This window comes from Aurantimonas sp. DM33-3, from assembly GCF_014334315.1.
Taxonomy (GTDB): domain Bacteria; phylum Pseudomonadota; class Alphaproteobacteria; order Rhizobiales; family Rhizobiaceae; genus Aurantimonas; species Aurantimonas coralicida.
In genome coordinates, this window is the sequence record NZ_JACSGS010000006.1 from 24513 (window position 1) to 45231 (window position 20719).

General features: G+C 62.6%; 22 protein-coding genes. 5 read left to right on the top strand and 17 right to left on the bottom strand.

What is annotated here, in order from left to right; genetic code table 11:
- Window positions 1-21 precede the first annotated feature (21 nt).
- Together H9Q09_RS10070 and H9Q09_RS10075 are read right to left on the bottom strand one after the other, a co-directional pair.
- Entirely contained in the window at window positions 22-1347 is a 1326-nt protein-coding gene (locus H9Q09_RS10070; RefSeq protein WP_187390907.1) for a HAMP domain-containing sensor histidine kinase, read from the bottom strand.
- A gap of 31 nt (window positions 1348-1378) precedes the next feature.
- A complete protein-coding gene (locus H9Q09_RS10075; RefSeq protein WP_187390908.1) occupies window positions 1379-2068 on the bottom strand; it encodes a response regulator transcription factor in 690 nt (229 codons plus the stop codon).
- A 306-nt stretch (window positions 2069-2374) separates the two neighbouring features.
- Here H9Q09_RS10075 and H9Q09_RS10080 point away from each other — a divergent pair, with 306 nt between their 5' ends.
- The 3 genes from H9Q09_RS10080 to H9Q09_RS10090 are packed head-to-tail and all read left to right on the top strand — an operon-like array spanning window position 2375 to window position 4513.
- Window positions 2375-2977, top strand: a complete 603-nt coding sequence (locus H9Q09_RS10080) for a DedA family protein (RefSeq protein ID WP_187390909.1) — start codon at window positions 2375-2377, stop codon at window positions 2975-2977.
- The gene (locus H9Q09_RS10085) at window positions 2977-3669 is read left to right on the top strand and encodes an isoprenylcysteine carboxylmethyltransferase family protein (protein WP_210315302.1); all 693 of its coding nucleotides are present in this window, start codon (window positions 2977-2979) and stop codon (window positions 3667-3669) included. The genes H9Q09_RS10080 and H9Q09_RS10085 overlap by 1 nt, the downstream gene beginning before the upstream one ends.
- A gap of 37 nt (window positions 3670-3706) precedes the next feature.
- Window positions 3707-4513 carry an undecaprenyl-diphosphate phosphatase gene (locus H9Q09_RS10090; protein WP_187391064.1) on the top strand — a complete coding sequence of 269 codons (807 nt, stop codon included), beginning with the start codon at window positions 3707-3709 and terminating at the stop codon, window positions 4511-4513.
- Window positions 4514-4790: 277 nt separating this feature from the next.
- Here H9Q09_RS10090 and H9Q09_RS10095 read toward each other — a convergent pair whose 3' ends face one another.
- The 8 genes from H9Q09_RS10095 to H9Q09_RS10130 form a co-directional block, all read right to left on the bottom strand.
- The gene (locus H9Q09_RS10095; RefSeq protein WP_187390910.1) at window positions 4791-5396 is read right to left on the bottom strand and encodes an undecaprenyl-diphosphatase; all 606 of its coding nucleotides are present in this window, start codon (window positions 5394-5396) and stop codon (window positions 4791-4793) included.
- A 179-nt stretch (window positions 5397-5575) separates the two neighbouring features.
- Complete coding sequence (locus H9Q09_RS10100; RefSeq protein WP_187390911.1) at window positions 5576-5974, bottom strand: diacylglycerol kinase; 399 nt, start codon at window positions 5972-5974, stop codon at window positions 5576-5578.
- On the bottom strand, window positions 5971-7617 hold the full coding sequence (locus H9Q09_RS10105) for a phosphoethanolamine--lipid A transferase (RefSeq protein WP_187390912.1): 1647 nt from the start codon (window positions 7615-7617) through the stop codon (window positions 5971-5973). The genes H9Q09_RS10100 and H9Q09_RS10105 overlap by 4 nt, the downstream gene beginning before the upstream one ends.
- A gap of 132 nt (window positions 7618-7749) precedes the next feature.
- The gene (locus H9Q09_RS10110; protein ID WP_187390913.1) at window positions 7750-8265 is read right to left on the bottom strand and encodes a cytochrome b/b6 domain-containing protein; all 516 of its coding nucleotides are present in this window, start codon (window positions 8263-8265) and stop codon (window positions 7750-7752) included.
- A 127-nt stretch (window positions 8266-8392) separates the two neighbouring features.
- A complete protein-coding gene (locus H9Q09_RS10115) occupies window positions 8393-10363 on the bottom strand; it encodes a bifunctional DedA family/phosphatase PAP2 family protein (protein ID WP_187390914.1) in 1971 nt (656 codons plus the stop codon).
- A gap of 152 nt (window positions 10364-10515) precedes the next feature.
- Window positions 10516-11316, bottom strand: coding sequence for a hypothetical protein (locus H9Q09_RS10120; protein WP_187390915.1), 801 nt, complete (start codon window positions 11314-11316; stop codon window positions 10516-10518).
- Between the two features lie 186 nt (window positions 11317-11502).
- Entirely contained in the window at window positions 11503-11895 is a 393-nt protein-coding gene (locus tag H9Q09_RS10125; protein ID WP_187390916.1) for a PepSY domain-containing protein, read from the bottom strand.
- Between the two features lie 182 nt (window positions 11896-12077).
- The gene (locus H9Q09_RS10130) at window positions 12078-12485 is read right to left on the bottom strand and encodes a hypothetical protein (RefSeq protein ID WP_187390917.1); all 408 of its coding nucleotides are present in this window, start codon (window positions 12483-12485) and stop codon (window positions 12078-12080) included.
- A 164-nt stretch (window positions 12486-12649) separates the two neighbouring features.
- On the opposite strand from H9Q09_RS10130, the gene H9Q09_RS10135 reads away from it, so the two are divergent.
- Window positions 12650-13003, top strand: coding sequence for a YkvA family protein (locus H9Q09_RS10135; RefSeq protein ID WP_187391065.1), 354 nt, complete (start codon window positions 12650-12652; stop codon window positions 13001-13003).
- Between the two features lie 140 nt (window positions 13004-13143).
- Here the strand turns inward: H9Q09_RS10135 and H9Q09_RS10140 are convergent, their stop codons facing one another.
- The 7 genes from H9Q09_RS10140 to H9Q09_RS10170 all read right to left on the bottom strand — a co-directional run bounded on the left by H9Q09_RS10140 (window position 13144) and on the right by H9Q09_RS10170 (window position 19945).
- A complete protein-coding gene (locus tag H9Q09_RS10140) occupies window positions 13144-14382 on the bottom strand; it encodes an adenylate/guanylate cyclase domain-containing protein (RefSeq protein ID WP_187390918.1) in 1239 nt (412 codons plus the stop codon).
- Window positions 14383-14542: 160 nt separating this feature from the next.
- On the bottom strand, window positions 14543-15337 hold the full coding sequence (locus H9Q09_RS10145) for a hypothetical protein (RefSeq protein ID WP_228241635.1): 795 nt from the start codon (window positions 15335-15337) through the stop codon (window positions 14543-14545).
- Window positions 15338-15420: 83 nt separating this feature from the next.
- A complete protein-coding gene (locus tag H9Q09_RS10150; protein WP_187390920.1) occupies window positions 15421-16851 on the bottom strand; it encodes an ATP-binding protein in 1431 nt (476 codons plus the stop codon).
- A complete protein-coding gene (locus H9Q09_RS10155) occupies window positions 16838-17515 on the bottom strand; it encodes a response regulator transcription factor (protein WP_187390921.1) in 678 nt (225 codons plus the stop codon). Before H9Q09_RS10155 ends, H9Q09_RS10150 begins: the two co-directional genes overlap by 14 nt.
- Window positions 17515-18114: a tyrosine-protein phosphatase gene (locus H9Q09_RS10160; RefSeq protein ID WP_187390922.1), complete on the bottom strand. Its 600-nt coding sequence runs from the start codon at window positions 18112-18114 to the stop codon at window positions 17515-17517. The genes H9Q09_RS10155 and H9Q09_RS10160 overlap by 1 nt, the downstream gene beginning before the upstream one ends.
- Before the next feature lie 792 nt (window positions 18115-18906).
- Entirely contained in the window at window positions 18907-19716 is an 810-nt protein-coding gene (locus H9Q09_RS10165) for a nucleotidyl transferase AbiEii/AbiGii toxin family protein (protein WP_187390923.1), read from the bottom strand.
- Between the two features lie 4 nt (window positions 19717-19720).
- Window positions 19721-19945: a hypothetical protein gene (locus H9Q09_RS10170; RefSeq protein WP_187390924.1), complete on the bottom strand. Its 225-nt coding sequence runs from the start codon at window positions 19943-19945 to the stop codon at window positions 19721-19723.
- Window positions 19946-19996: 51 nt separating this feature from the next.
- Here H9Q09_RS10170 and H9Q09_RS10175 point away from each other — a divergent pair, with 51 nt between their 5' ends.
- Window positions 19997-20494: a hypothetical protein gene (locus H9Q09_RS10175; RefSeq protein ID WP_187390925.1), complete on the top strand. Its 498-nt coding sequence runs from the start codon at window positions 19997-19999 to the stop codon at window positions 20492-20494.
- The last annotated feature ends 225 nt before the right edge of the window (window positions 20495-20719 follow it).

Below are 20719 nucleotides of genomic sequence, written 5' to 3' on the forward strand. Positions count from 1 at the left end.
CCCGCGCCTCTGATGAACTAATTAAATCGCCGGCAAAGAAATCCGGATGCGCCAGGAGGGACCCTGGATGAAAGTGGCATCACCACCGTGATTGCGGGCTACCTGCCTCACGATGGCGAGACCAAGTCCTGCACCTGGTGAGCTAGGACGGCCTTTTCGGAAACGGGTGAAGATGTCTTCACCCAGAGCTCCCGACAGCCCCGGCCCTTCGTCCTCGACATCGACGTATATGAACTTATCGGGAGACGCGTCTGTCTTGATACGCACACGCGCAGTGCCGCACCCGTGGACAAGGGAATTATCCAGGAGGTTGCGGACCATGTCGCGCAGATCGTCTGAAATACCCCTGATCACGACAGTATCCGGGACGTCGATCTCGATTTCCCGGCCCGCCTCTTCGGCTAGCGGAAGGACCATGGCCGCCGCTTCACGCACGATCCTTGAAAGGTTGACGGAGACCATGCCTGTCTCCACGTTGGAATGCGCCGAGGTTTCCTTACGTGCAAGATCCAAGAGCTGGTTGACGAGCCTGTTCATCGTCGCGATCTCGCCTTCGATCTTCGGCCAGTCCATGACGTTTCTGATCTTCGCCTGCTGGAGGCGAAGATTCAGGACGGCCAACGGGGTGCGCAGTTCGTGTGCAGCGTCGGCAGTGAGCCGTCGTTCCTTCGTATAGGCGTCGGCCAGGCGCTCGAGCGCACCGTTCACTGCGGCGACCAAGGGTTGGATTTCGTTCGGCAAGCCTTGGGTGGCGATACGGGCGGATGGGTTCGCTGGCCCGATGCGGCTCGCGTCCTTTGAGGCGCGCGCGACGGGACGAAGGCTCCAATCCGTGACCGCCCAGATGATCAGGAGCGAGATGAATGCGAATGGCATCAATACGAGGTAAAGACCTTCCGCCCCCTCCTCAATCAGGCTGAAGGCAAGCGCGTCGTCATCGGGGTCGCTGCGGCCCACAACCAAGGTGTGGCGATCAGGCGCTCCCGCCGAAAGGGTTGCCATAGGATCCGGCATTGCGCCAACGAAGCGCAGCGGTCCGAAGCTCCCCAATGGGGGAGCTTCGATAAGGGGAAGCGGAGCGGAAAGGTTCGAGGACGATGCGACCGGCATCTGCGCTCCGTCGTAGAGCGTGTAGTAAAACCCCGAGGCGCTGGAGGCGTATAAGGCTGCCGATCCGGGGGCGATGTTCACACGGACATTCCCGTTCCCGGCGAGCGTCATGGCGTCAATCAACTCTCGCGCCTGACCTTGCAGCGTTCGTTCGTGGAGGTCGTCGCCGACCGCGTAAGCCTCGAAGTAATAGTACCCCGCCGAGCCCCCGACGCCGAGAAGGAAGACCAGAGACATCGCGACGACCAGGCGGCGACGCAGACTATACTCACGTCCCAAGGTCATCTCCAGGAACGATCCGATAGCCGATTCCGCGCGCGGTCTCGACCCGCACTCCAGCCTTTGCCACCGCCAGCTTCTTTCGCAGGCGAGAAACGGATGCCTCCAGCGCGTTGCTGGTAACCTCCTGATCAAACGAGTAGAGGCGATCCTCCAGCGCATCCTTTACCACGATGCGGCCCGCGCCGCGCATGAGCACCTCCAGAAGGGCTGCCTCTCGACGTGAAAGCTCGAGCGGAACATCGTCGACAAGCGCGTGCCGCGCTGTCGCGTCGAACGTCAGGCTACCGCAGGTGTATGTGAACGAGGCCCGTTGACCCGGGCGGCGAAGCACGGCGCGCAGCCGCGCCTCCAATTCCAGCAACTCGAACGGCTTCAGAATGTAGTCGTCGGCGCCGGAGTTCAGGCCTTCCACGCGGCTTTCCAAACTGTCGCGTGCGGTGATGATCAGGGCCGGCAGCCGATCAGCCGTAAACGCCCTGATCTGCGACAGGACTTCCATGCCGTCCATATCAGGCAACCCGAGATCCAGTACCATCGCGTCATAGGATCCTGTCGCCACTGCGGCGAGAGCCGCGTCTCCCTGCGCAACCGCGTCAACCACGAAGCCATGTTGAATGAGATAATCGGAAATGATCTCGCGCATGGCCGAATGATCTTCAAGCAGCAGGATCTTCATCGACGCGTCCTTGGTCGACAGGTCGCTCGACCAGCCTTGACCCCAAGCTGTTTCCTCATCCTGACCGCACTCTGACGCGGACGAAAGGTTCCCCGTCGCCGCGGGAGCGAAGGGCGAGAACGCTCTGGGGTCCATCATTATCACGGAACACCTTACCTCGTCAGGATGCCGTCAGCTTCTCCCTCGAGGGTGGGTGTGAACGATTGCTTCGGGGGATCGCCAGAAGCCCGCTTCACACGAGACAGCCGACATCGCTGGCGGCTGAGACGATAATGGGCGCGACAGCCCGACGGGGAACCGAAGCCGATGTTTGACTGGATCGTTGCGCTGGTGGAGCGGACAGGGAGCATCGGCGTCGCACTTCTCATGTTGGCCGAGAACGTCTTTCCGCCTGTCCCCTCGGAACTGATCATGCCGCTCGCCGGGTTCTCGGCGGCCCGGGGGGATCTCAATATCGTTGCGATCATCATTGCCGGTACGATCGGCTCGCTCCTGGGTGCACTGCTCTGGTACTACATAGGCAAGTGGATTGGCGCCGAAAGGCTCAAGCGCTGGGCCTCCAGACATGGCCGATGGCTAACGATCACGCCCGAGGAGGTTGATCAAGCTTCGAACTGGTTTCATCGCCACGGCGGCATGGCCGTCTTCATCGGCCGTCTGATACCCGCGGTGCGGACACTGATTTCGGTTCCCGCAGGTGTCGCCGGAATGCCGCTTACGCCCTTTCTGCTCTACACGATCCTCGGCACGGTCATCTGGACCGCTTTCCTCGCCGGGGCAGGCTACTTGCTCGAGTCCCAGTACCAAAGGGTGTCCAACTGGGTGAACCCAGTCTCCAACGTCGTGATCGGGCTGTTCGTCCTTTGGTACATCTATCGCGTCGCCACGTTTCGAGGACGCAGGACATAATGATGGAAGCCCCCTCGAAGACCGCAGGCGAAGGTGCTCCCTTCCCTGACCCCGCCGTTCCTAGCGAGGCCGCCAGGGCGGGGCATGACCTGGGAAAGGTCCAACGAATTCGAAAGCAGGTTCTGGCTTTCGGCTGCGCGATCGCTGCCGCACTGCTTCCGTTCATCCAGTCGACATGGCCGGTGAGCGGCATGGCGCACGAGGCGGTCGAGATTCTTGGGCTCGCGCTGATTGCCCTCTGCGTCGTGGGGCGCTCGTGGTGTACGCTGTACATAGGTGGACGCAAGACAGCGGAGCTTGTCGATCTCGGCCCTTACTCCGTCAGTCGAAATCCCCTCTATCTCTTCTCGTTCATCGGTGCCGCCGGCGTGGGCGCCCAGAGCGGCAGCATTTCCGTTGCGGTCCTATTCGCGGCCCTGGCAATTGCCGTCTTCCGTCCTGTCGTGCTTATCGAAGAAGCTGCTCTCGCCCGCTGCTTCGGCCCCGCGTATCAATCCTACGTTTCCCGCGTACCGAGGTTTGGCCCGCGCCTGCGGAACTGGTGCGATGCTGAATGGCTCCGGACGCGGCCCGAGCTTTTCCTACGCACCCTTGTTGACGGCTTAGCCTTCGCGGCGGTCGTGCCGCTCTTCGAGGCGATCGACTGGCTGCAAACGTCCGGCTATCTCCCGGTGCTCGTGCACTTGCCTTGAACGGGACGGGGCACCCAGTAATCTGCATCGACAAGGTATTCAGATGTTTGATCTATTACTCGCCCTGACGCTTGGCGTTGTGGAAGGGTTGACGGAGTTCATCCCGGTCTCCTCGACCGGCCATCTCCTGCTTCTCGGTCACTTCCTCGGCTTCGAGAGCAATGGTTACACGTTCGAGGTCCTGATCCAATTAGGGGCGGTGCTGGCGGTGGTCAGCGTATATTTCAGGAGACTCTGGCAGATGTTGATCGATCTGCCTCGCGATCGCAGGGTCCAGCACTTCGTTACCGGAATTCTTCTTGCTTTCCTGCCCGCTGCTATCGTCGGCGTTCTCGCGCACGACTTCATCAAGACAGTACTGTTCGACTCTCCGATACTGATCTGCATCACGCTCATCCTGGGCGGCGTCGCGCTTCTCGCGATCGACAGATTGACCATGCAACCAAGATATTTTGACATCGTGCGATACCCGTTGCCGCTTTGCCTGAAGGTGGGAATCTTTCAGTGTCTGGCGATGGTGCCCGGGGTCTCTCGCTCCGGAGCGACGATTGCGGGAGCACTTTTGATGGGCGCCGACAAGCGCTCGGCGGCGGAATTCTCGTTCTTTCTCGCCATGCCGACGATGGCGGGCGCGTTCGCCTATGATCTTTTTCAGAATCGGGATCTGCTGACCGCCGATGATGCAGTCCAGATCGGGGCGGGCTTCTTTGCGGCGTTCGTGACCGGCGTAGTCGTGGTGCGTCTGCTCCTCGATTTCGTGTCTCGGCACGGCTTCGCGCCGTTTGCATACTGGCGGATAGCTGTGGGCACTGTTGGTCTGGTTGCGCTCTGGATGGCTGGATGACGACGCAATGCCTCATTGAAGGCGCAGAGGTCGATCGGCATCAAGCCGCCAGCCGTCAGCTACCCGCATGTGAACATGGAGCACTTACGTCGGGTACACGGGCCAAGATTTAAGCGAGCATCAGGCCTGAGTTCGGCGCGTGATGCCAGAACGCGCCAATCCCCTACGAGCCTGAACAGCCCATTCGTCCCGGATCTGCTTTCTTTATGGCTGAGGAGCTATCAGGTCTGTGAAACGCGATCAGCTCCTGGTTAGGATTCGCTCGACAGCAAGCCTACTACTTATCGACGGAAGTTCGGCGCAACGCCGCTGTAAGTCTGTCGATTCCCAAGGCGGCCGAAACAGCTTCAACGAGCCGTTGAACGAACTCGATGAACGGCTCGATTCTTGGGACGCTCACGGCGGCGGCGGCCAGGATGCCGACCCCGGCACCAGTTAGAATGTCGATCGGAAAGTGAATGCCGATCGCCACACGGGACCAGGCGACGAGCAAGGTCGCCGCGGTCGTGAGCGCTGCGAGCTGGACCCTTCCGCACAGCGCGAGCGTTGCGGCCACCGCAGCCATGATGGCCACATGATCGCTTGGAAACGAACTGTCGCTCGCATGATCGAGCACGTTGCCGGCCAGACCTATCATGAAGGGTCGCGGTTCGAACACGAAAAACGAGACGATGCCGGAGACCGCCAAAGCGACCGCCGCGGAGATGCAGGCCCGGATCCCTGCCTTGCGATCCGAAACGTCATTCCGGATCCAGAGGCCGATCAATATGATCGGCACAGCGAAGATCACCCATTGCGCAACCCACGTCTCCAGCGGCGCGAGGGGAGCGGCGGCTAGATCATGAACAGCGCTGTAGATCGAAAGGTCAAATGTCGTCGGCATGGATCCCTCATTGTCCTAGGAGGAGAATGGCGGGTCAGGATCGTCCGGACGTGGCCGGGGCTATACGATTTGGTATAGCTGACGCATTTACAGCGAGGAGGCCTCGTTCCCGCAGACGGTGTGGCCTGGCGGGATTGGCGCCGTTCGCGACCACCGGGCCGGGCTCGCTGCCCGAAACATCAGACCACCCCCAGCACGAGAAGCCAGGAGCCGACTGCGAGGCCGCCGTTTGCAACCAGCAGGCAGAACACGGCAGCCGAGCCGAGATCCTTGGTCTCCCTGGCGAAGGTGCTCCATTCGGGCGAGAGGTGATCGACGATGTGCTCGACTGCGGTGTTGATCGCCTCGGCGGCGAACAGGATCGCGAAGCAGATCGCCTGGGCGAGGATTGCCACCATAGACACGCCCGTCAGGGCATGTAGCAGGAACACGACGGAGGCGACGAGCAACTCGTGGCGAAACGCCTCCTGCCGCCACAGAACGCGCAGGCCGCCGATCGAGTACCCTGTGGCTGCAAAGACGTGGTGGAGGCCGCGCTTCTTCGGCACCGGGCCGGGAACGGATCGGGTGCGGCTCATGCGCGGGGCTCTTCCGTGTCGCCGCTGGTTTTGCCGGCGTCAGGATCTCGGCAGGGCGTGGTCAGGTCGAGCGCCGGTTCGTAGACCGCCGTCTCGACGTCCATCAGGCCGAGCACGGTGTGAAACAGATTGTCGTGGCTGAGCGCGTCGCCGCTCTCTTCGACGAGGCACGCCCGATCGAGCGCCGCGTCGTGCGAGAACCCATCGGAGAACCAGGCAATCATGGGGACGTGGGTCTGTTCGACTGGCGCCATGAAATAGGGAGCGGCGTGAAGATAGAGCCCGCTCTCGCCAAGCGATTCGCCATGGTCGGAGACGTAGATCATGGCTGTGTCGATCCGGTCTTCGTGCGAGGCCAGCACATCGATGATCTGCGCCAGATTGCGGTCGGTCTGGACGATCGTGTTGTCGTAGGCGTTGGTGAGCTCCTCGGCGGTGCAGTCGGCCAATTGGGGCGTCCGGCAATCGGGCACGAACCGTCGTGCTGACTCATCGTAGCGCTTGTAATACGCCGGGCCGTGACTGCCGATCTGGTGGAGGACAATGACGCTGTCGGTCTTCAGGTCGTCGATGGCGATCTTCAATCGGTCGACGAGCACGTCGTCGCGGCATTCGCCGCCTTCGCAGTAGCGCGGGTCGCCCGCCTCCGGGAGGTACTCGTGGGGGAGGCGGTCGGCGATGCCCTTCGAGCCGGTGTTGTTGTCGAACCAGGATGTCGCAACGCCGGCGCGGTCGAGGACGTCGAGAAGGTTCTCGGTGGATTTACCCTTGCGGTCGGAATAGTCGCTCCGCCCATAGACGGAGAACATGCACGGCAACGATACCGCGGTCATGGTCCCGCAGCTTTCGACGTTGGAGAAGGCGACGACGTCGCGTTGGGCCAGTTGCGGATTTGTATCGCGATCGTAGCCCAGAAGACTGAAGTTCTGGGCCCGGGCGGTTTCGCCAGCGACGACGACGAGAAGCCTCGGACGCCCACCCACATTTGCGGGGGCGCGTCGGGCGTCCTCACCCAAAGCCGCCACGACCAGATTGCGGTCCTTGAATTGCCGATCGACGAGCTTGCCGAAGCCGACGATGGCGCCGGCCGGATTCAGGCTCGCCATCAGGTCCCGATGATTGCGGAAGGTCGCGGCGAAGGTCGAGAAATTGGCGAAGACGATGGCGAGGACGACCAGGATGGCTGGCGCGATGAAGGCGGTGTTCCAGCCAGCCTTCGCCAGGATAGTGCGATGACGCACGCGCACGAGACAGATGGCGAGGGCGGGCAGCGCGCCGAAGAGGATGACGTGCAGGAGAAAGTCGGGGGTGATGAGGGCGCCGGCTTCCGCCGGCGTCGTGGCGACGGCGTTCTGGATCATGTCGCGGTCGACGACGATGCCGAAGCTGTCGACGAAATAGGAAGAGACCGCGGCCACGAGGACGAAGAGGATGAAGGCGGGCTTGATGACGTATTTCATCGAGAACATCGTCAGAAGGGATGCGCCGAGAAGGACGATGGCTACGCCAAACGCCGCGAAGGCGAAGGGGTGGCCGTCGAAATAGGTCCATCCCTTGATCCAGAACGCCTGGTTGGCGGTGGCAAGAACGAAGATGGTGACGAGCAGGCTGAGCTGAATGCTAGTCAGGCTGGGGCGTTTCATCGGCAGGAAGCTTCCGGGGCTGTTTGGACGGCGGACGGGCCGCGCAGCATTCGATGTGTGGTGAGAGGGCCGTGAGCCGAGGGCATGCGCAGGGTGTCATCGGCCCCGGTCGTTTCGCGGCAACCCGACGGGTCAGGCCATGTGACGCATGCGGGGCAGCATCCGCTTGAGCGCCCCGGTCCTGAACCAGAAATGCTGGGCCAGCGCCCCGACGACATGCAGTCCGATCAGGGCGAGCAGCGGGTTCCAAAAGAAGGTGTGGTAGCCCGCCAGGTCATCGCTGCCGGTGAACCAGGCTGCGAGGCCGAGGATCGGCATGGCGAGGAGGACTGCGTAAAGCAGACCATGGGTGATCCGGGCGAGCATCGCGGCCCAGTTGGGCTCGTTTTCGGGATGCGGCGGGCGTCCGTTGACGAACCGGTCGAGTAGGCGAAGCGCGGCGGCGACCAGCACGAACGTGCCGAAGACGATGTGGGTATAGCCGAGCAGGATCGTGATCTGGTCGAGGGCCTTGCCCTCGAGCGTGCCGTCCCAGAAAGCGACCATGAACTCACCCTCGATCCACTGGACGACGATCAGAATGACGATGGTCCAGTGAAGGAAGACGTTGAGGGCGGTCCAGTCGGACCGGTGGCGTGTCGCGGCCATGATGGTGAGCTCCGGGGAGGCGAACAGGTTTCAACCCGTTCTGCAATCGGCAGATGCTCCCGGCATTGCCGAAACTATACGGTTTCGTAATCCCGGCAATCGCGGGGGCGGGCGAGTCTTGACCGGCTCACCGCCGTTGGGCGGAGCCAGATGGCGGGGAGACGAGATCGGTCGGACGGGCCCGTACCTGGGCAGCAAGAGGCCGGGTTACGGCGTCCGGAGGAACCGCTTCTGGCTGTACCGCGACAAAGGCCAGGCCGAGGACGAACGGATCGAGCTCCTCCTTGGAGTAGCCGGCGAGAAGGATGGGCCGCTCGCCTCCATCGGGGCCGATCCGATAGGCCGAGGGCCAGAGAGTCAGAACGTCGCGGCCGTCCTGGCTGGGACGAGTGAACGTGGCGACCGGCATGCGGCCTTCGTGCAGCAACGGCAGGGTGGCACGCTCGGACAGGGCGCCGGTTGCGGGAAGCAGCGCCTCTGCCAAACCTCCCGTGGTCGTGGGAGACCAGCCGGCCGAAGCCAGCAGCGGCGCCAGCTCGGCAACGTCTAGGTCGGTCTGGAAGAGGATCGGTCCGGCCGCGTCCCCGCCCATGGTCAGGCGATGGCTGGCGAGCGACTTCCAGCCGTCCTTGAGCCATGCATCCTTCGACATGTCGGTTGTCAGGCGCATCGGCGCGTAGTTGCGGGTCCAGGTGCCGTAGTCGCGCCACAGATGAAATCCGTAGGAGCCGGCGAAGACGGCGAGGAGGACGACGACCAGCGGCACGAGGCGAATTGTCCGGTCTCTCAGGTGGGTGGTCAGGGCGAAGACCGCCGCCATCAGGATACCGAAGCTCATGCCAGCACTGACGTCTGTCAGCCAGTGGGCGCCAAGATAGAGGCGCGAGAAGGCGACCGTCAGGGCCGCCAGGGCAGCGATGCCGAGGACGATCGGCCGAGAACCGGACTTCAGATGCGAGGCCACGATCACCGCCAGGATTCCGAAGAACGTCATGGACAGGGTGGCATGACCGCTCGGGAACGAGAACGAGGAGACGCCGGCATAAAGGTCGGTCGGTCGGGGCCGCTCGATGGTTCCTTTGACGAGAAAGACGAAGAGTTCCGATCCGGCCATCGCCAGGGCTGCGGCGAGGGCGACCCGGACATGCCGGCGGATCGCCAGCCAGAGCACGAGGGCGACGGTGAGGCTGGTCAGAACGAAGCCGTCGGCCGCCATGGTGATCGCGGTAACGATCCTCGTGCCGGCATCACTGCGGTAGGACTGGAGGAAGTTGTAGACCGCCTTGTCCGCCAGCTTCAGCTCGGGATCGAAGAGCAGATTGCCCAAGAGCAGCAGGAATCCGGCGGCGGCTAGCGCGGCAACAACCATGATGGCGGTGCGCCCGACGATGTTGTCGTCGTTGGAAAGGTAGCGCAGTTCCAGCCGGGCGAGCCGGCTTGTCGAATCGGCTCGACGCTCGATCCGGACGCGCCGCCAGTCCGCTGCCACGGGCCAGACGAAGGCGATAGCGATCTTGCCGGCATACCAGGCCAGGAGGAGCACGGCGATCGCGCCAACGAGCAGGATCGCAAGGCGCGGATCGAGCGAATGGACCCGGGACAGTCCGATGCCGATTCCGGCCGCTGGGATCAGGTGTGCCGCTGCCCAGACAAAGGCCGAGACCACGTTGACGCTCGTGAAGCGGACGACCCCCATTCCGACCATCCCGGCAATGCCCGGCACGATCGCCTTCACGCCGGGTACGAAGCGGCCGAGGAAGACACTCTTGCCGCCATGGCGATGGAAGAAGGCTTCGCCCCGCTCGATCAGCGTCCCGTAGCGCCGGAATGGCCAGACCGTGCGCAGGCGATCCCGGTAATGATGGCCGATGGCGTAGGACAGAGCATCACCAGCGGTGGCACCCGCGGCCGCGACGACCAGAACTGGCAAGAATGGCAGTTTGCCGGCGCCGATCATGGCGCCGACCGCGATCAGCACCACAGTGCTGGGGACGAAAAGCCCGATGATGAAGAGTGCCTCGCCGAGACAGACGGCGAACAGAAAGGTGTAGGCCAGCAGAAGGTGCTGGTCGACGAGGGAGAGGAGGGTTTGCGTCATGAGCGTCTTCGGTGCGTGCTGCGGGCAGGCCAGCACTACCGGGCGAAGCTTCGCGCCAAATGTCTCGAACTATACGGTTCGGTATAGGTACGAAGCTCGCAGGCTGGGTTGTCCAGCCTGCGAGCACGCCTTCGCGGAGGATCGCGAGGTCCCTATTCGCCCGCGATCTCACTGTCTCGCGGGTTCGCAATCATCGCCAATCTCTCCTCATTCCTCTTTCTCGATTCAGACAGGAAGAGAACGGCTGCAAGCAACGCCAGCGTGATCAAGGACGCGTACCCACGCGGCAGATCAAACCCGCCATGGTCGAGCGGCTTGGTCAGGAGGTCGCCGAAGGTCGCGCCAAACGGGCGGGTGAAAATGAATGCGATCCAGAACAGGAGAACGGCACTGATCCGGGTTGCATAATGCAGGGCGACAACGGCTCCGATGACGGCCGCTGTCACCAGGGCACCCTGAATATAAGAGAGCCCGGCGTTGTCGGTCAGCCAGTCGCCGAATGCGGTACCGAGGCTGTTGGAAAACACGATAGCGACCCAGTAGAAGGTCTCGGCATCCTTCCTGCGGATCGGATAGACTGACAGATCGCGATCGCGCCAGTACCAGGCGCCAAGAGTTGCCGCCAAACCGGCGACAAGGATCAGCGATCCGACCGCGTACCCTAGCCCAAGAGAGCGGTCCATCAGGTCCGAGACCTCTGTTCCGGCGGTCGTGGTCGCAATGATGGAGGCCCAGAAGAGCGCCGGGTGGTATCGATCGCTGCGGATCTGGGTGAACAGCAGCGCGATCAGGATCGCGAAGGTCACGCCGAACCCGATATAATAGCCAAGGTTCAGGGTCATGGAGATGAAGTCGCCGGCGGTTTCGCCAAGCGTCGTGGCAAGGATCTTCATGATCCAGAATGCCAGGGTGACCTGCGCCACCTTACTGGCGGTTGATGCGAGCTTGTCCATCGAAAACGACTTTCCGTAGTTGGAAGGGGTGGGCGGAAACCCAGGGTCCCAACCGATCTATCGAGTTGCGTTTGCGGGGCGATGGAGCCGCTTATACGTTTTGGTAATCCAGCCTGTACCTTGACGCAGAAACGCCTTCGCGACGGATCGCGAAGGCGTCGGGCCTATCGGTTTATGTCTGAAGGATCAGTCGGCGACTTCGCCGTCTTCAGCATCCTCGCCCTGCTCGCCGTGTTCGGCCTCTTTCTCGTCCGAGGCGTTCTGGTCGACCTTACCGGTCTTGGTATCGACCATAACGGTCTTGACCGTGCCGTCGGCATTCGCCAGCTCGATCTCCCAGGCGTTGTCGCCTTTTTCGTCAGAGATCGTCGCGTCGAATGCCTGGCCGCCGACGGCCTGTTCCGCCTTGGCGATGGCATCCGTCAGCGTCACTGTCGCTGACATCACCTTCTTCATCTCGGCCTGATCCGTTTCGCCTTTGCCAGTGTCCGCAGCCAAGGCAGAGCCTCCTGCGGCCAGGATCGCGACCAGACCGATTGCTGCGGCGTGAAGGCGGGTCGGGTTCGTTCGGATGTTCATGTGAGTTCCTTTCGGTTGCAGAGCCTGTCGTTTGGCTCGAACGAAAGGTAGGGGGTGAACATGACCGCCAAAGCTCCAGGATTATACGGTTGTGTATAGGTGGCAGTCGCGTTCTGAAGGGTTGAACGCATTCGGCCGCCCGGAGCTACCGGACGGCCGAGGAAGCAGAAGGATCGTGACGGCTACTTCGCGATGTTGACCCGCTCCTGCGCGTCGAGAGTGTCAGCTTGTGAGGAATCTCCCGGCACGAGCGTCTCCTTGTCCGTGTCGGTCGCCATTCCCGAATGGGCGCTGCCGGCGGCGATCGCATCGCGGACGCGATCGGCGTTGGCGTCCGCCTCGGACGCGTCCCCGGGGACCAGAGTGCGGGGTGCGACGCGGGGCGCATCATGCCGGATTGCAGGATGCTCCGCGATGTCGTTGCGGGTATCCTCGGCCTGCTGCCCGGCGCCGGCGCTCGAACCAGGGACCATGATGACCTTGTCGTCTCCGGTCATCGATCCGGCAAGAGCAATGTTCGAGCCGGCGAAGCCAGTGACCAGGACCATGGCGGAGGCCGCAGCGAGTAGGGTCTTTTTGAAGCTGTTCATTTCTTCTCTCCTTGGGACCGGTGGTGTAAGGAGCCGTCCCTCAAGCTCTGAGAAGAAGATGGGGTCCGCACATTGCCGTTTTCGGTCCGCGAGATTGTGCTTTCGTTATCTTCGTGCAGCGCGTGAACGCCTGGATTTCGTGGCTGACGGCCTGCGCCGGACGGATGAAGCGCGAGGTCCTTGTGTTGTGGGTCGCGGCGCGGGATCGGCGCACGCCGTGGGCCGCTCGCATGGTCGCTTTCCTGACGGCGGCCTACGCGCTCTCGCCGATAGACCTGATCCCGGATGTCATTCCGGTTCTGGGCTATCTCGACGATCTCGTCATCGTGCCGCTGGGGGTCTGGCTGGCGCTACGTCTGATCCCCGACGATCTTGTCGCGGTCTTCAGAGTGATGGCGATGCGGATCGCGGAGCGACCGCTCAGCCGCACGGGGCTGGTGCTGGTTCTCGGTGTGTGGCTGATCGTAGCCATCGCGACGCTGGCGTATCTGCGGCGCGTTTGGGGTTACGGTGAATGATTTGTTGCCATCGATGGCGGTCGCGATGCCGAAGTTTGCGAGACCGGCGCGGCTCGTTTCCGATTGATCGATCTGCTGCCGTTGCCGCCTTCATTCTAGCCTTCGCGATCCGAGGTCTGCATCCGCATGTTATGGTTGGGTCAGCGCGTCAGACGATAGCGGATGACTTCCTCGGATCGTTGGTGATGACGCGGGGTGACCCGTTCGCGAGACTGTTCCACGATGTCGGTGCGCCGTCCGAGCTCCAGGCAGGCCGGGATGACGATCTCGTTTGCCTTGGCTAGCGAACACAGGCGTGAGGCGAGGTTCACCGTGCGGCCGAGGACGGTGAAGTCAGCCCGAGCCGAGGTACCCAGCGCCGTCGCGATGACGTCGCCGCGGTAGAGCCCGATGCCGGGGCTGCGTTCAAGCAACGAACATGTACGAATGCAATCCACGGCGGCGTCGACAGATTGCGCAACGGCGTGCTCGCCGCGGAAAACGGCAAGCACGCCGTCGCCGATAATCTTGTCGATCTCGCCGTTGTGACCGGCCACCACATCGGCGACCCTGGTTACGAAGGAGTCGATCAGCGCAGCGACTGCATCGGTCTGAGAGGCTTCCGCGAAGCTGGAGAAATCGCGAAGGTCGACAAACATCACCACAGCTTCGAACCGCTGGGGGGCTGAACCGGCATCGAGTGCATCCCGGACCGCAGCCATCGGCAGGAAGCTGCGCAGACGGCGATGAACCCGGTCGACATAAGCGGCCTGGGCGTCGATCGTGCGCTGGGCGCGATAGACGACGAAGGTCGTCGCGGCGATGGCCGAAACAAATACCGCGCAGAACAGCCCCGCCCAAAAGATCGCCGATGTGGAGATTGCCGACTCCAGCGACCGCGCCGGCCGAGTGACGATCACGATCGCACCATCGACAGCGTTGGCAGAACCGAGCGTTCCCAGCGATGTCCAGTGAGCGGGAAGGATAAGGTCTTCAACGAGGATCGTGCCCGCTTCCAGGATCTCCGGCCTCAGGGCTTCCAGGACGGGCACGTTGCAAGCCTGTGAGCGGGAAACGGCAAGGGAGACGTCGCCGCGAGCAGTCACGACGGATAGGCATGTAATGCCGAGTTCGTCGAGTTCCCCCTCCAGATGAGCAATGGTCGCCGGTTGAGCGGCGTTGGGAAGATCGCTGGCCGACCGCCGCGACAGGATCGTGCGGACCAGCCCGATCTCGGCTTTCGCGAACAGAGCTTCGGCGCTGGCGGAAATGCCCGAAACCATGGCAACCGCAAGCCCGACACTTGCCATGACAATGATCGGAAGTAGCACGAGGCCGAATACGCGCAGCAGCGGAAATGGGGTTCCCGGATGGTCCGGTTTGCTGGCTGGCTGGCGCATCGCCGTTCGACCTGTTCAACATGCTGGCGCCGGGCCGGGAGCTTCGACGCTTGGGCTGTTGGCGACGGGATTACGGAAAAGTCCTGAAAACGGACGCGGGGCGCCCGATAAAGGCGCCCCGCGTCTCAAAGTGACGGGCCTGAATTTCTGCGACCTGCGATCAGGCGCTCAGTGTCGCTATCGCATTGGTCTCGATCTTGTCCTTCTTCGTGATGCTGAGATAGCTCACCAGGCCCGCGATGGTGACGAGGAACAGGACGCTGGTGCCGGTCGTGCCGAGGCCGAGACCGCCATTGTTTGTCGGCTGGGACAGCAGGTCACCCATCGAGGCGCCGAAGGGGCGGGTCAGGATATAGGCGACCCAGAAGGTGAGGACCGCATCGACGCCGAACCTGTAGGCGGCGTAGACCACGGCGATCAGCGCGCCGAAGATGACGGCGGAGACTGCGTAGCCGAGGCCGAAATGCTCCGCGATGAGGTCTCCGGCGGATGTGCCGAGCGCGAAAGTGAACAGGATCGCCGCCCAGTAGAAAAGTTCGCGCCGGCGGGTGAAGATCGAATGGATGGAGAGCGTGCGCTCGCTCGCATACCAGGCGAGAAACGTCGCCGTCAGGGCGAGGGCGAACCCGATCGTGGTGGTCACCAGGCTGATACCGAGATCGTCGACCATGTAGTCGGAGACCAGCGTGCCGACGATGCTGACGAAGACGACGACCAGCCAGTAGCTCGTCGGCACGTATTCGCGCAGCTTTAACTGAAAGGCGATGATGCCGACCAGGAGCGCGCTCATGATGAGCGAGGTCACGACGAGGCCAAGCCCGACGTTGAAGATGAGGAAATCGGCGGCGGTCTCGCCAACGGTGGTTGCCATGATCTTGATCACCCAGAAGGCGAGGGTGATCTGCGGGACCTTGTTCAGCAGGGTTTCCGTCAGCGGCGATGGTGCGGGGTTCATGTGAGGGCTCCGGTCGGACGTGACGCCGCGGCGCGGCATGTCGCTTGTCGTAGGGCCGGTAGATGGCGAGCGCCTCTCTGCACCTATACCGTTTGGTAATCGTCGGGCGCAGCACCTGTCTTCGCAGCAGGGAGGTCAATTCGGACCTTCAGACCCGGGGCTCCGTCGAGGGCCTCGACCGTGCCATGGTGCAGTTCCGCGATCGCGGCGACCAGCGACAGGCCCAGACCGCTGCCGGGCGTCGTGCGGCTGCGGTCGAGGCGATAGAGGCGCTGGAAGATGCGCTCGCGCTCTTCCGCCGGCACGCCGGGGCCGTCGTCGACCACGTCGAGCAGCACCCGGTCGCCGACGCGGGTGATGCCGACGCCGATACGTCCCGGGGCCGGAACGTGGTTGATGGCATTCTCGAGGAGATTGGCCAGCGCCTGAACCAGGAGTTCCTCGTCGCCCTCGATCATCGCCGATGGTAGCGCGAGTGCGACGAGGTCATGACCTTCGTCCGTTGCCACATCGCCATAGACATCGCAGATCCTGCGGACGACGTCGGCCAGGTCCAGCCGGCGGAACCTGGCGCGGCGGGTGCCGGCCTCGATCTGGGCGATGCGCAGCAGCGCGTTGAAGGTCTCGATCGCGGCCTCGCTTTCGCCGATCGCATCATCGATCGCCGTCTCGTACTCCGCCGGTGTCCGCTGGGCACGGCGAACGCTCTCCAACCGTTGACGCAACCTTGCGAGCGGCGTCCTGAGGTCGTGGGCGATATCGGCCGAGACCTGCTTGAGGCTCGCCAGCAGCGTCTCGATGCGGCCGAGCATGACGTTGATGTCGAGAGCGAGACGGTCGAGTTCGTCGCGTCGCCCGGACACCGGGAGCCGCAGATCGAAGCGGCCATCGACGATCTGGCGCGTCGTGGCGGCAATCTCGTCGACCCGCCGGGTCGGCCCGATCGAGACGAGAAACCCGCCGAGCAGCGCGAGGAGGGTGGTGACCAAAGCCCCCCAAAGCATCGCGGACAGGATGATTTCCTGGGTCTCGTCGAGCACGTGGGAATTGCGGCCGATCATGACCTCGTAGGCACCGATCCGTTCGCCGAGACTGAGCAGAAGCACCTCGTTGTCGGTGTTTTGGGAGGCAGCCCTTTGCAGGTCGGGCGCCCCCTCGAAATGTTCATCGGATAGCTTTTCGTCGGCCCAGCCTTCACGCCAGACCGTTGCGGGAATGTTGCCGATGACGGCCTCCTCGCCAGAAACCTGTCGCATCAGGAAGAAGCGGTCCTCAGAGGCCGATTCCGCAAGTTCGGTCATCCGGACTTGCAATTCGCCGTCGCCGCCCCGCCGATAGGCGTCGCGCAAACCTTCCATATCGTCTGATATCGACGAGCGCAGGATGCCGGCCATCTCCGAGGATGCCGCCAGATAGGTCGTCCCGAGGATCGCCAGAACAGAGGCGACGAAGAACAGCGTGAAGATCAGCGCGACACGGAAGGAGGTCGTGCGGACCTGTTCAGGCAGGAACATTCAGCACATATCCCGAGCCGCGGATCGTCTTGATCATCTCCGTCGAAAAGGGACGGTCGACCTTGCCGCGCAGCCGGCTGACGTGAGTCTCGACGACATTCGTCTTGGGGTCGAAATGGAAATCCCACACGCGCTCGAGCAGCATGGTGCGCGTCAGCACCCGGCCACGGTTGCGCATCATGTATTCCAACAGGCGGAACTCGCGGGGCTGGAGATCGAGCGGCTGCCCCTCGCGCCGGACCGTTCGGGCGATCAGGTTCATCTCGAGTGCGCCGACCTTCAGGACAGCCTCCTCCTTGCGCATGGGCGAGCGCCGGGCCAGCGCATTCAGGCGGGCCATCAGCTCGGAGAAGGCGAAGGGCTTGACGAGATAGTCGTCGGCCCCGGCTTCCAGACCCTCGACGCGGTCGTCGAGTCCTGAGACAGAGGTCAGGAAGATCACCGGGGTGTCGCGGCCGGAAGAGCGGAGCGCCCGTACGATCGACAGGCCGTCCAGGCCGGGCAGCATCCGGTCTATCACCATGGCATCGTAGTCGCGCGTGCAGGCGAGCTCGAGGCCGATCGGACCCGAGGCGGCGTGGTCAGGATCATGGCCCTCTTCCTTGAGCCCACCGGTCACATAGTCGGCGGTCGAACGATCGTCCTCGATGACCAGGACCTTCATTACATGCTCTCCTGTGTTGACGGTTTGGCCGCCGTCGCGGCCTCGCTGAACGTCACGAACCGTTCGAAGGCACGATCCATCGCCCCGGTGCTGCTTCCGAGCCAGGGGAAATGCCCATAAGCGAACGAGAGCTGATCGGCTGCGACCCCTTCGGGTTTCCCGGCGATGGCATACTCGTAGATTGCCGAGGCAAGTCCCGTCCTGTCCGATCCACCCATACAATGGATCAAGAGGGGCTTGGGGGCATCCGCCATGGCCTGTTCGATCTCCTGCATGGTCGCAACGTCGGGCTCGCTGCCCGCAGAAATGGCGATCGAGCGATAGACTATGCCGCGCCGACGGGCGACGTTCCATTCCTCACGATACCATGAGGCATCTGGATGGGCGCCGCGCAGATTGAGGATCGAGCGGATGCCGGTCGAGTCGATCAGAGCGTCGAGGTCGGTCGCATTCAACTGACCGGATCGATAAACCGTGGCGTTTTCAACGGTGTGAACGTTCCCGGAAAGCTGGAGATAACCAGCATATGACGCCGGGGCTGCCGCTGCGACCGCAATCACTACGAATAAGCCACGAACCATGTGGAAGGGCGACTGCATCGGCGACATCCATCTCGGAATTCTCGCCTATGGCTAAACGTGGGATCTCGCCCGCCGCATGTCAGGACCTATACGCTTTCGTATAGTCTGTCCGCGAAAACTAGGGCAGTGGGCTACCGTTCTCCGGATGCCGCCAAACGCCTCAGAAAATTCGGGTACGGTCGGGCCGACATCGGCCAAGCGCCGGAACGAACGGAGGTGCTCTTCTTATGCTCGGCCCTTAAGTGCGCCGGCGGCCGGACTTCCGCCGCCCGAACCCTCGCCCGGGCCGTTCTTGTCCCATGCTACCGATGCGGCAGCATCCCCGTGTCACAGCGGCGCTCCAGAGAGAACGTGGCCGCTGGTTTTCAGGAGCAGCAACCGCATGCTGGGGGTCGAGTTCAATCTGCGACGGGGCCACCGAGATAGCGTTAGGTAAACCCGAAAATTTTGGCCGTCGTTACGCCATGCTCATACGTGCACTGATCCACCTCGGGGACGGGCTTCGAAATCACCGCGCAAGACGTAAGCCATATGAACATACGTTGTGAGGCCAAAATGGGATTCGCCCCGGTGGAGCGCGAACTGGGGAGGCGAGAAGGACCGCTGTCGCGATCAAAGATTCGGGGCGGTAGGTCATGGACCGCCTGAGGAAGGCAGCAAGGTTTATGCGCCACTAGAAAGCAAATGCCACCAGCGATATCCTCTCGATCGGACGCGCGTCTTAATTCCTGTCCCTGCAAGCCGCCCCCTCAGGCAGGGGGAAGTCACGGGACAGATGAGCCACTGCGCCATTCGGCAGCAGCCTCCACATCATGGGAGACCGAACGACGCGGTGTTCCTGAACTCCGGAATGGCTTCCGGTTCTTCGGTTGGGGCACGGAGCTGAAAGCCCTCTTCGGCCATGTCGCGGATCTCGACGGGTACGCCGTCATTCCGCACGGCAAGCCGTCCGACGATCTGGTACGGTGCCGACCCAACGTAGGATGTCGCCTCCGCGACCAAGGCGACCACTCTTTCCCGGACCGCTTCAGCGGTCCATCCGTTCGGGAGACCCTTCACCGAGATATAGTCTTCGTTCCAGATTGACAGGCAGTTCCGTTGGATGTGTTCGAGGATGCGTTGGGGAGAGTAGTGAGGTGGCTTGCCGGACGCCGCCATGACCAGAGGTCCAAGAGGGCACAGGTGCTCGCCAATCGAAGCTAGATCGACGAAGTCACGGGCCTTCCTCCGGCTAGACGCGGCCAAGATCTTGTTGACCGCCAGATCGGCGGGCGCCAGACGTGCACCCCAATCCGCATCGCGGATGAGAGGGAGGAAGCGTCGCTTGGACTCGCTCATCCATTGGATCTGCGTCTCCTCGCCCCGATCACGAACGACGGCCTCGACCACCCCGTAGACGTCGATGTCCACCCGTACGCTGTATCCAGCTTTCCGTAACACCTCCATGTCGCGGTCGGCCGCTGCCCCGATCTCCTCGTCCGTGTCGTGAAAGATGTCGATGTCATCCGACTGACGTGGCCAGTCCTTGTTCAGGACCACGCCCCCCGCGACATAGCTGGTCTCGGACCGGTTCGCAGCTAGTTCGGCAAGAATGCGGCGTTGGAGGATGGTTAGGGCCATGCGGTTAGAACAAGCAGCTTGCCCGAAGCTCGCGGCCGATCACGAAGGCGCGCGCGTCGCCGCGCTCCATCAAGGCACTGGCTACCACCCGTGCACGGGATTCCGTACTACCGAGGGCGGACAGGTCCACGTTGTCGAGAACGCGTACCCCATAAAGATCGACCGCCTTCTCCAGCAGGAGCTCCAAACGCGCGGACGATACGGACATCGGGACAACGGGTTGGCGCATTCCTGAACTCCTTCACCCCGAAATATAGCAAGCTCGCTCGAGAACGACAACGTGCTCGAGCCCGACAGAAGCGCTCGGGAGCATCGACTGCGCTTCGAAAGACCGGAAACAAATCTTCAGCCGCGTAGAAGCGATGGTTCGAAACTCCAGTCCGGATTTCAGCCGCTCCCGGTAACGTTCGCTACCCAACTATTGATCTTGCGATCAATCGGCGCGGTGCCAAGGGAGTTTATTGATGAAAAGATCAACGAATTGCCTCTGAGATATCAGGAACCGTTATGCGATCCGGCGGCGGTCGGCTCTCGCATCGCCATGACTGGCGATCACGTCTTCAATCATGAATCAACCCCATTTCCTGCTCGACGCAATCTCGCGGATCGTCACCATAGCGCCCGACAACAGAAGCCCCGGATGCCGCTCCATACCGCCATTCGCCGGGTCATCGTTTGCCGCCCGCCCGCAAAGCACGTCGAGATCCATGTTGAGGGCGAGAACCTGATGGAGGATGAGATCAAGCCGCTCTACGCGCTCATATCCTTGCCCATTTGAAAATCGTGTGGGGTCCCATAGTCGGGGCGGGAAGCGGCGTTGCGTCCGCCCGACAGGAGGATAGGGTTTGACCACCGGCTGATTGGTTCACAGGAACGGGAGACACAGCCGTCCAACCCCCTGCGGGGCTGCTTGAAGTGAGACGGCTCCCGGCATCGTGCGCTGAAGTGTCAGCGGCGGACAAGAGCGCCGCTCGGTCCGCTCAAGCACCCGCGTAAGCCTCCC

Excerpts from the sequence above, each read along its gene's own strand:
- H9Q09_RS10110 (WP_187390913.1), bottom strand. The coding sequence starts at position 8,265 with ATGGCCGCGACACGCCACCGGTCCGACTGGACCGCCCTCAACGTCTTC.
- H9Q09_RS10165 (WP_187390923.1), bottom strand. The coding sequence starts at position 19,716 with ATGGCCCTAACCATCCTCCAACGCCGCATTCTTGCCGAACTAGCTGCG.
- H9Q09_RS10100 (WP_187390911.1), bottom strand. The coding sequence starts at position 5,974 with ATGAGCCGCACCCGATCCGTTCCCGGCCCGGTGCCGAAGAAGCGCGGC.
- H9Q09_RS10080 (WP_187390909.1), top strand. The coding sequence starts at position 2,375 with ATGTTTGACTGGATCGTTGCGCTGGTGGAGCGGACAGGGAGCATCGGC.
- H9Q09_RS10085 (WP_210315302.1), top strand. The coding sequence starts at position 2,977 with ATGATGGAAGCCCCCTCGAAGACCGCAGGCGAAGGTGCTCCCTTCCCT.
- H9Q09_RS10095 (WP_187390910.1), bottom strand. The coding sequence starts at position 5,396 with ATGCCGACGACATTTGACCTTTCGATCTACAGCGCTGTTCATGATCTA.
- H9Q09_RS10115 (WP_187390914.1), bottom strand. The coding sequence starts at position 10,363 with ATGACGCAAACCCTCCTCTCCCTCGTCGACCAGCACCTTCTGCTGGCC.
- H9Q09_RS10145 (WP_228241635.1), bottom strand. The coding sequence starts at position 15,337 with ATGAACCCCGCACCATCGCCGCTGACGGAAACCCTGCTGAACAAGGTC.
- H9Q09_RS10075 (WP_187390908.1), bottom strand. The coding sequence starts at position 2,068 with ATGAAGATCCTGCTGCTTGAAGATCATTCGGCCATGCGCGAGATCATT.
- H9Q09_RS10125 (WP_187390916.1), bottom strand. The coding sequence starts at position 11,895 with ATGAACATCCGAACGAACCCGACCCGCCTTCACGCCGCAGCAATCGGT.
- H9Q09_RS10130 (WP_187390917.1), bottom strand. The coding sequence starts at position 12,485 with ATGAACAGCTTCAAAAAGACCCTACTCGCTGCGGCCTCCGCCATGGTC.
- H9Q09_RS10170 (WP_187390924.1), bottom strand. The coding sequence starts at position 19,945 with ATGCGCCAACCCGTTGTCCCGATGTCCGTATCGTCCGCGCGTTTGGAG.
- H9Q09_RS10160 (WP_187390922.1), bottom strand. The coding sequence starts at position 18,114 with ATGCAGTCGCCCTTCCACATGGTTCGTGGCTTATTCGTAGTGATTGCG.
- H9Q09_RS10120 (WP_187390915.1), bottom strand. The coding sequence starts at position 11,316 with ATGGACAAGCTCGCATCAACCGCCAGTAAGGTGGCGCAGGTCACCCTG.
- H9Q09_RS10105 (WP_187390912.1), bottom strand. The coding sequence starts at position 7,617 with ATGAAACGCCCCAGCCTGACTAGCATTCAGCTCAGCCTGCTCGTCACC.
- H9Q09_RS10150 (WP_187390920.1), bottom strand. The coding sequence starts at position 16,851 with ATGTTCCTGCCTGAACAGGTCCGCACGACCTCCTTCCGTGTCGCGCTG.
- H9Q09_RS10155 (WP_187390921.1), bottom strand. The coding sequence starts at position 17,515 with ATGAAGGTCCTGGTCATCGAGGACGATCGTTCGACCGCCGACTATGTG.
- H9Q09_RS10135 (WP_187391065.1), top strand. The coding sequence starts at position 12,650 with ATGAAGCGCGAGGTCCTTGTGTTGTGGGTCGCGGCGCGGGATCGGCGC.
- H9Q09_RS10070 (WP_187390907.1), bottom strand. The coding sequence starts at position 1,347 with ATGTCTCTGGTCTTCCTTCTCGGCGTCGGGGGCTCGGCGGGGTACTAT.
- H9Q09_RS10140 (WP_187390918.1), bottom strand. The coding sequence starts at position 14,382 with ATGCGCCAGCCAGCCAGCAAACCGGACCATCCGGGAACCCCATTTCCG.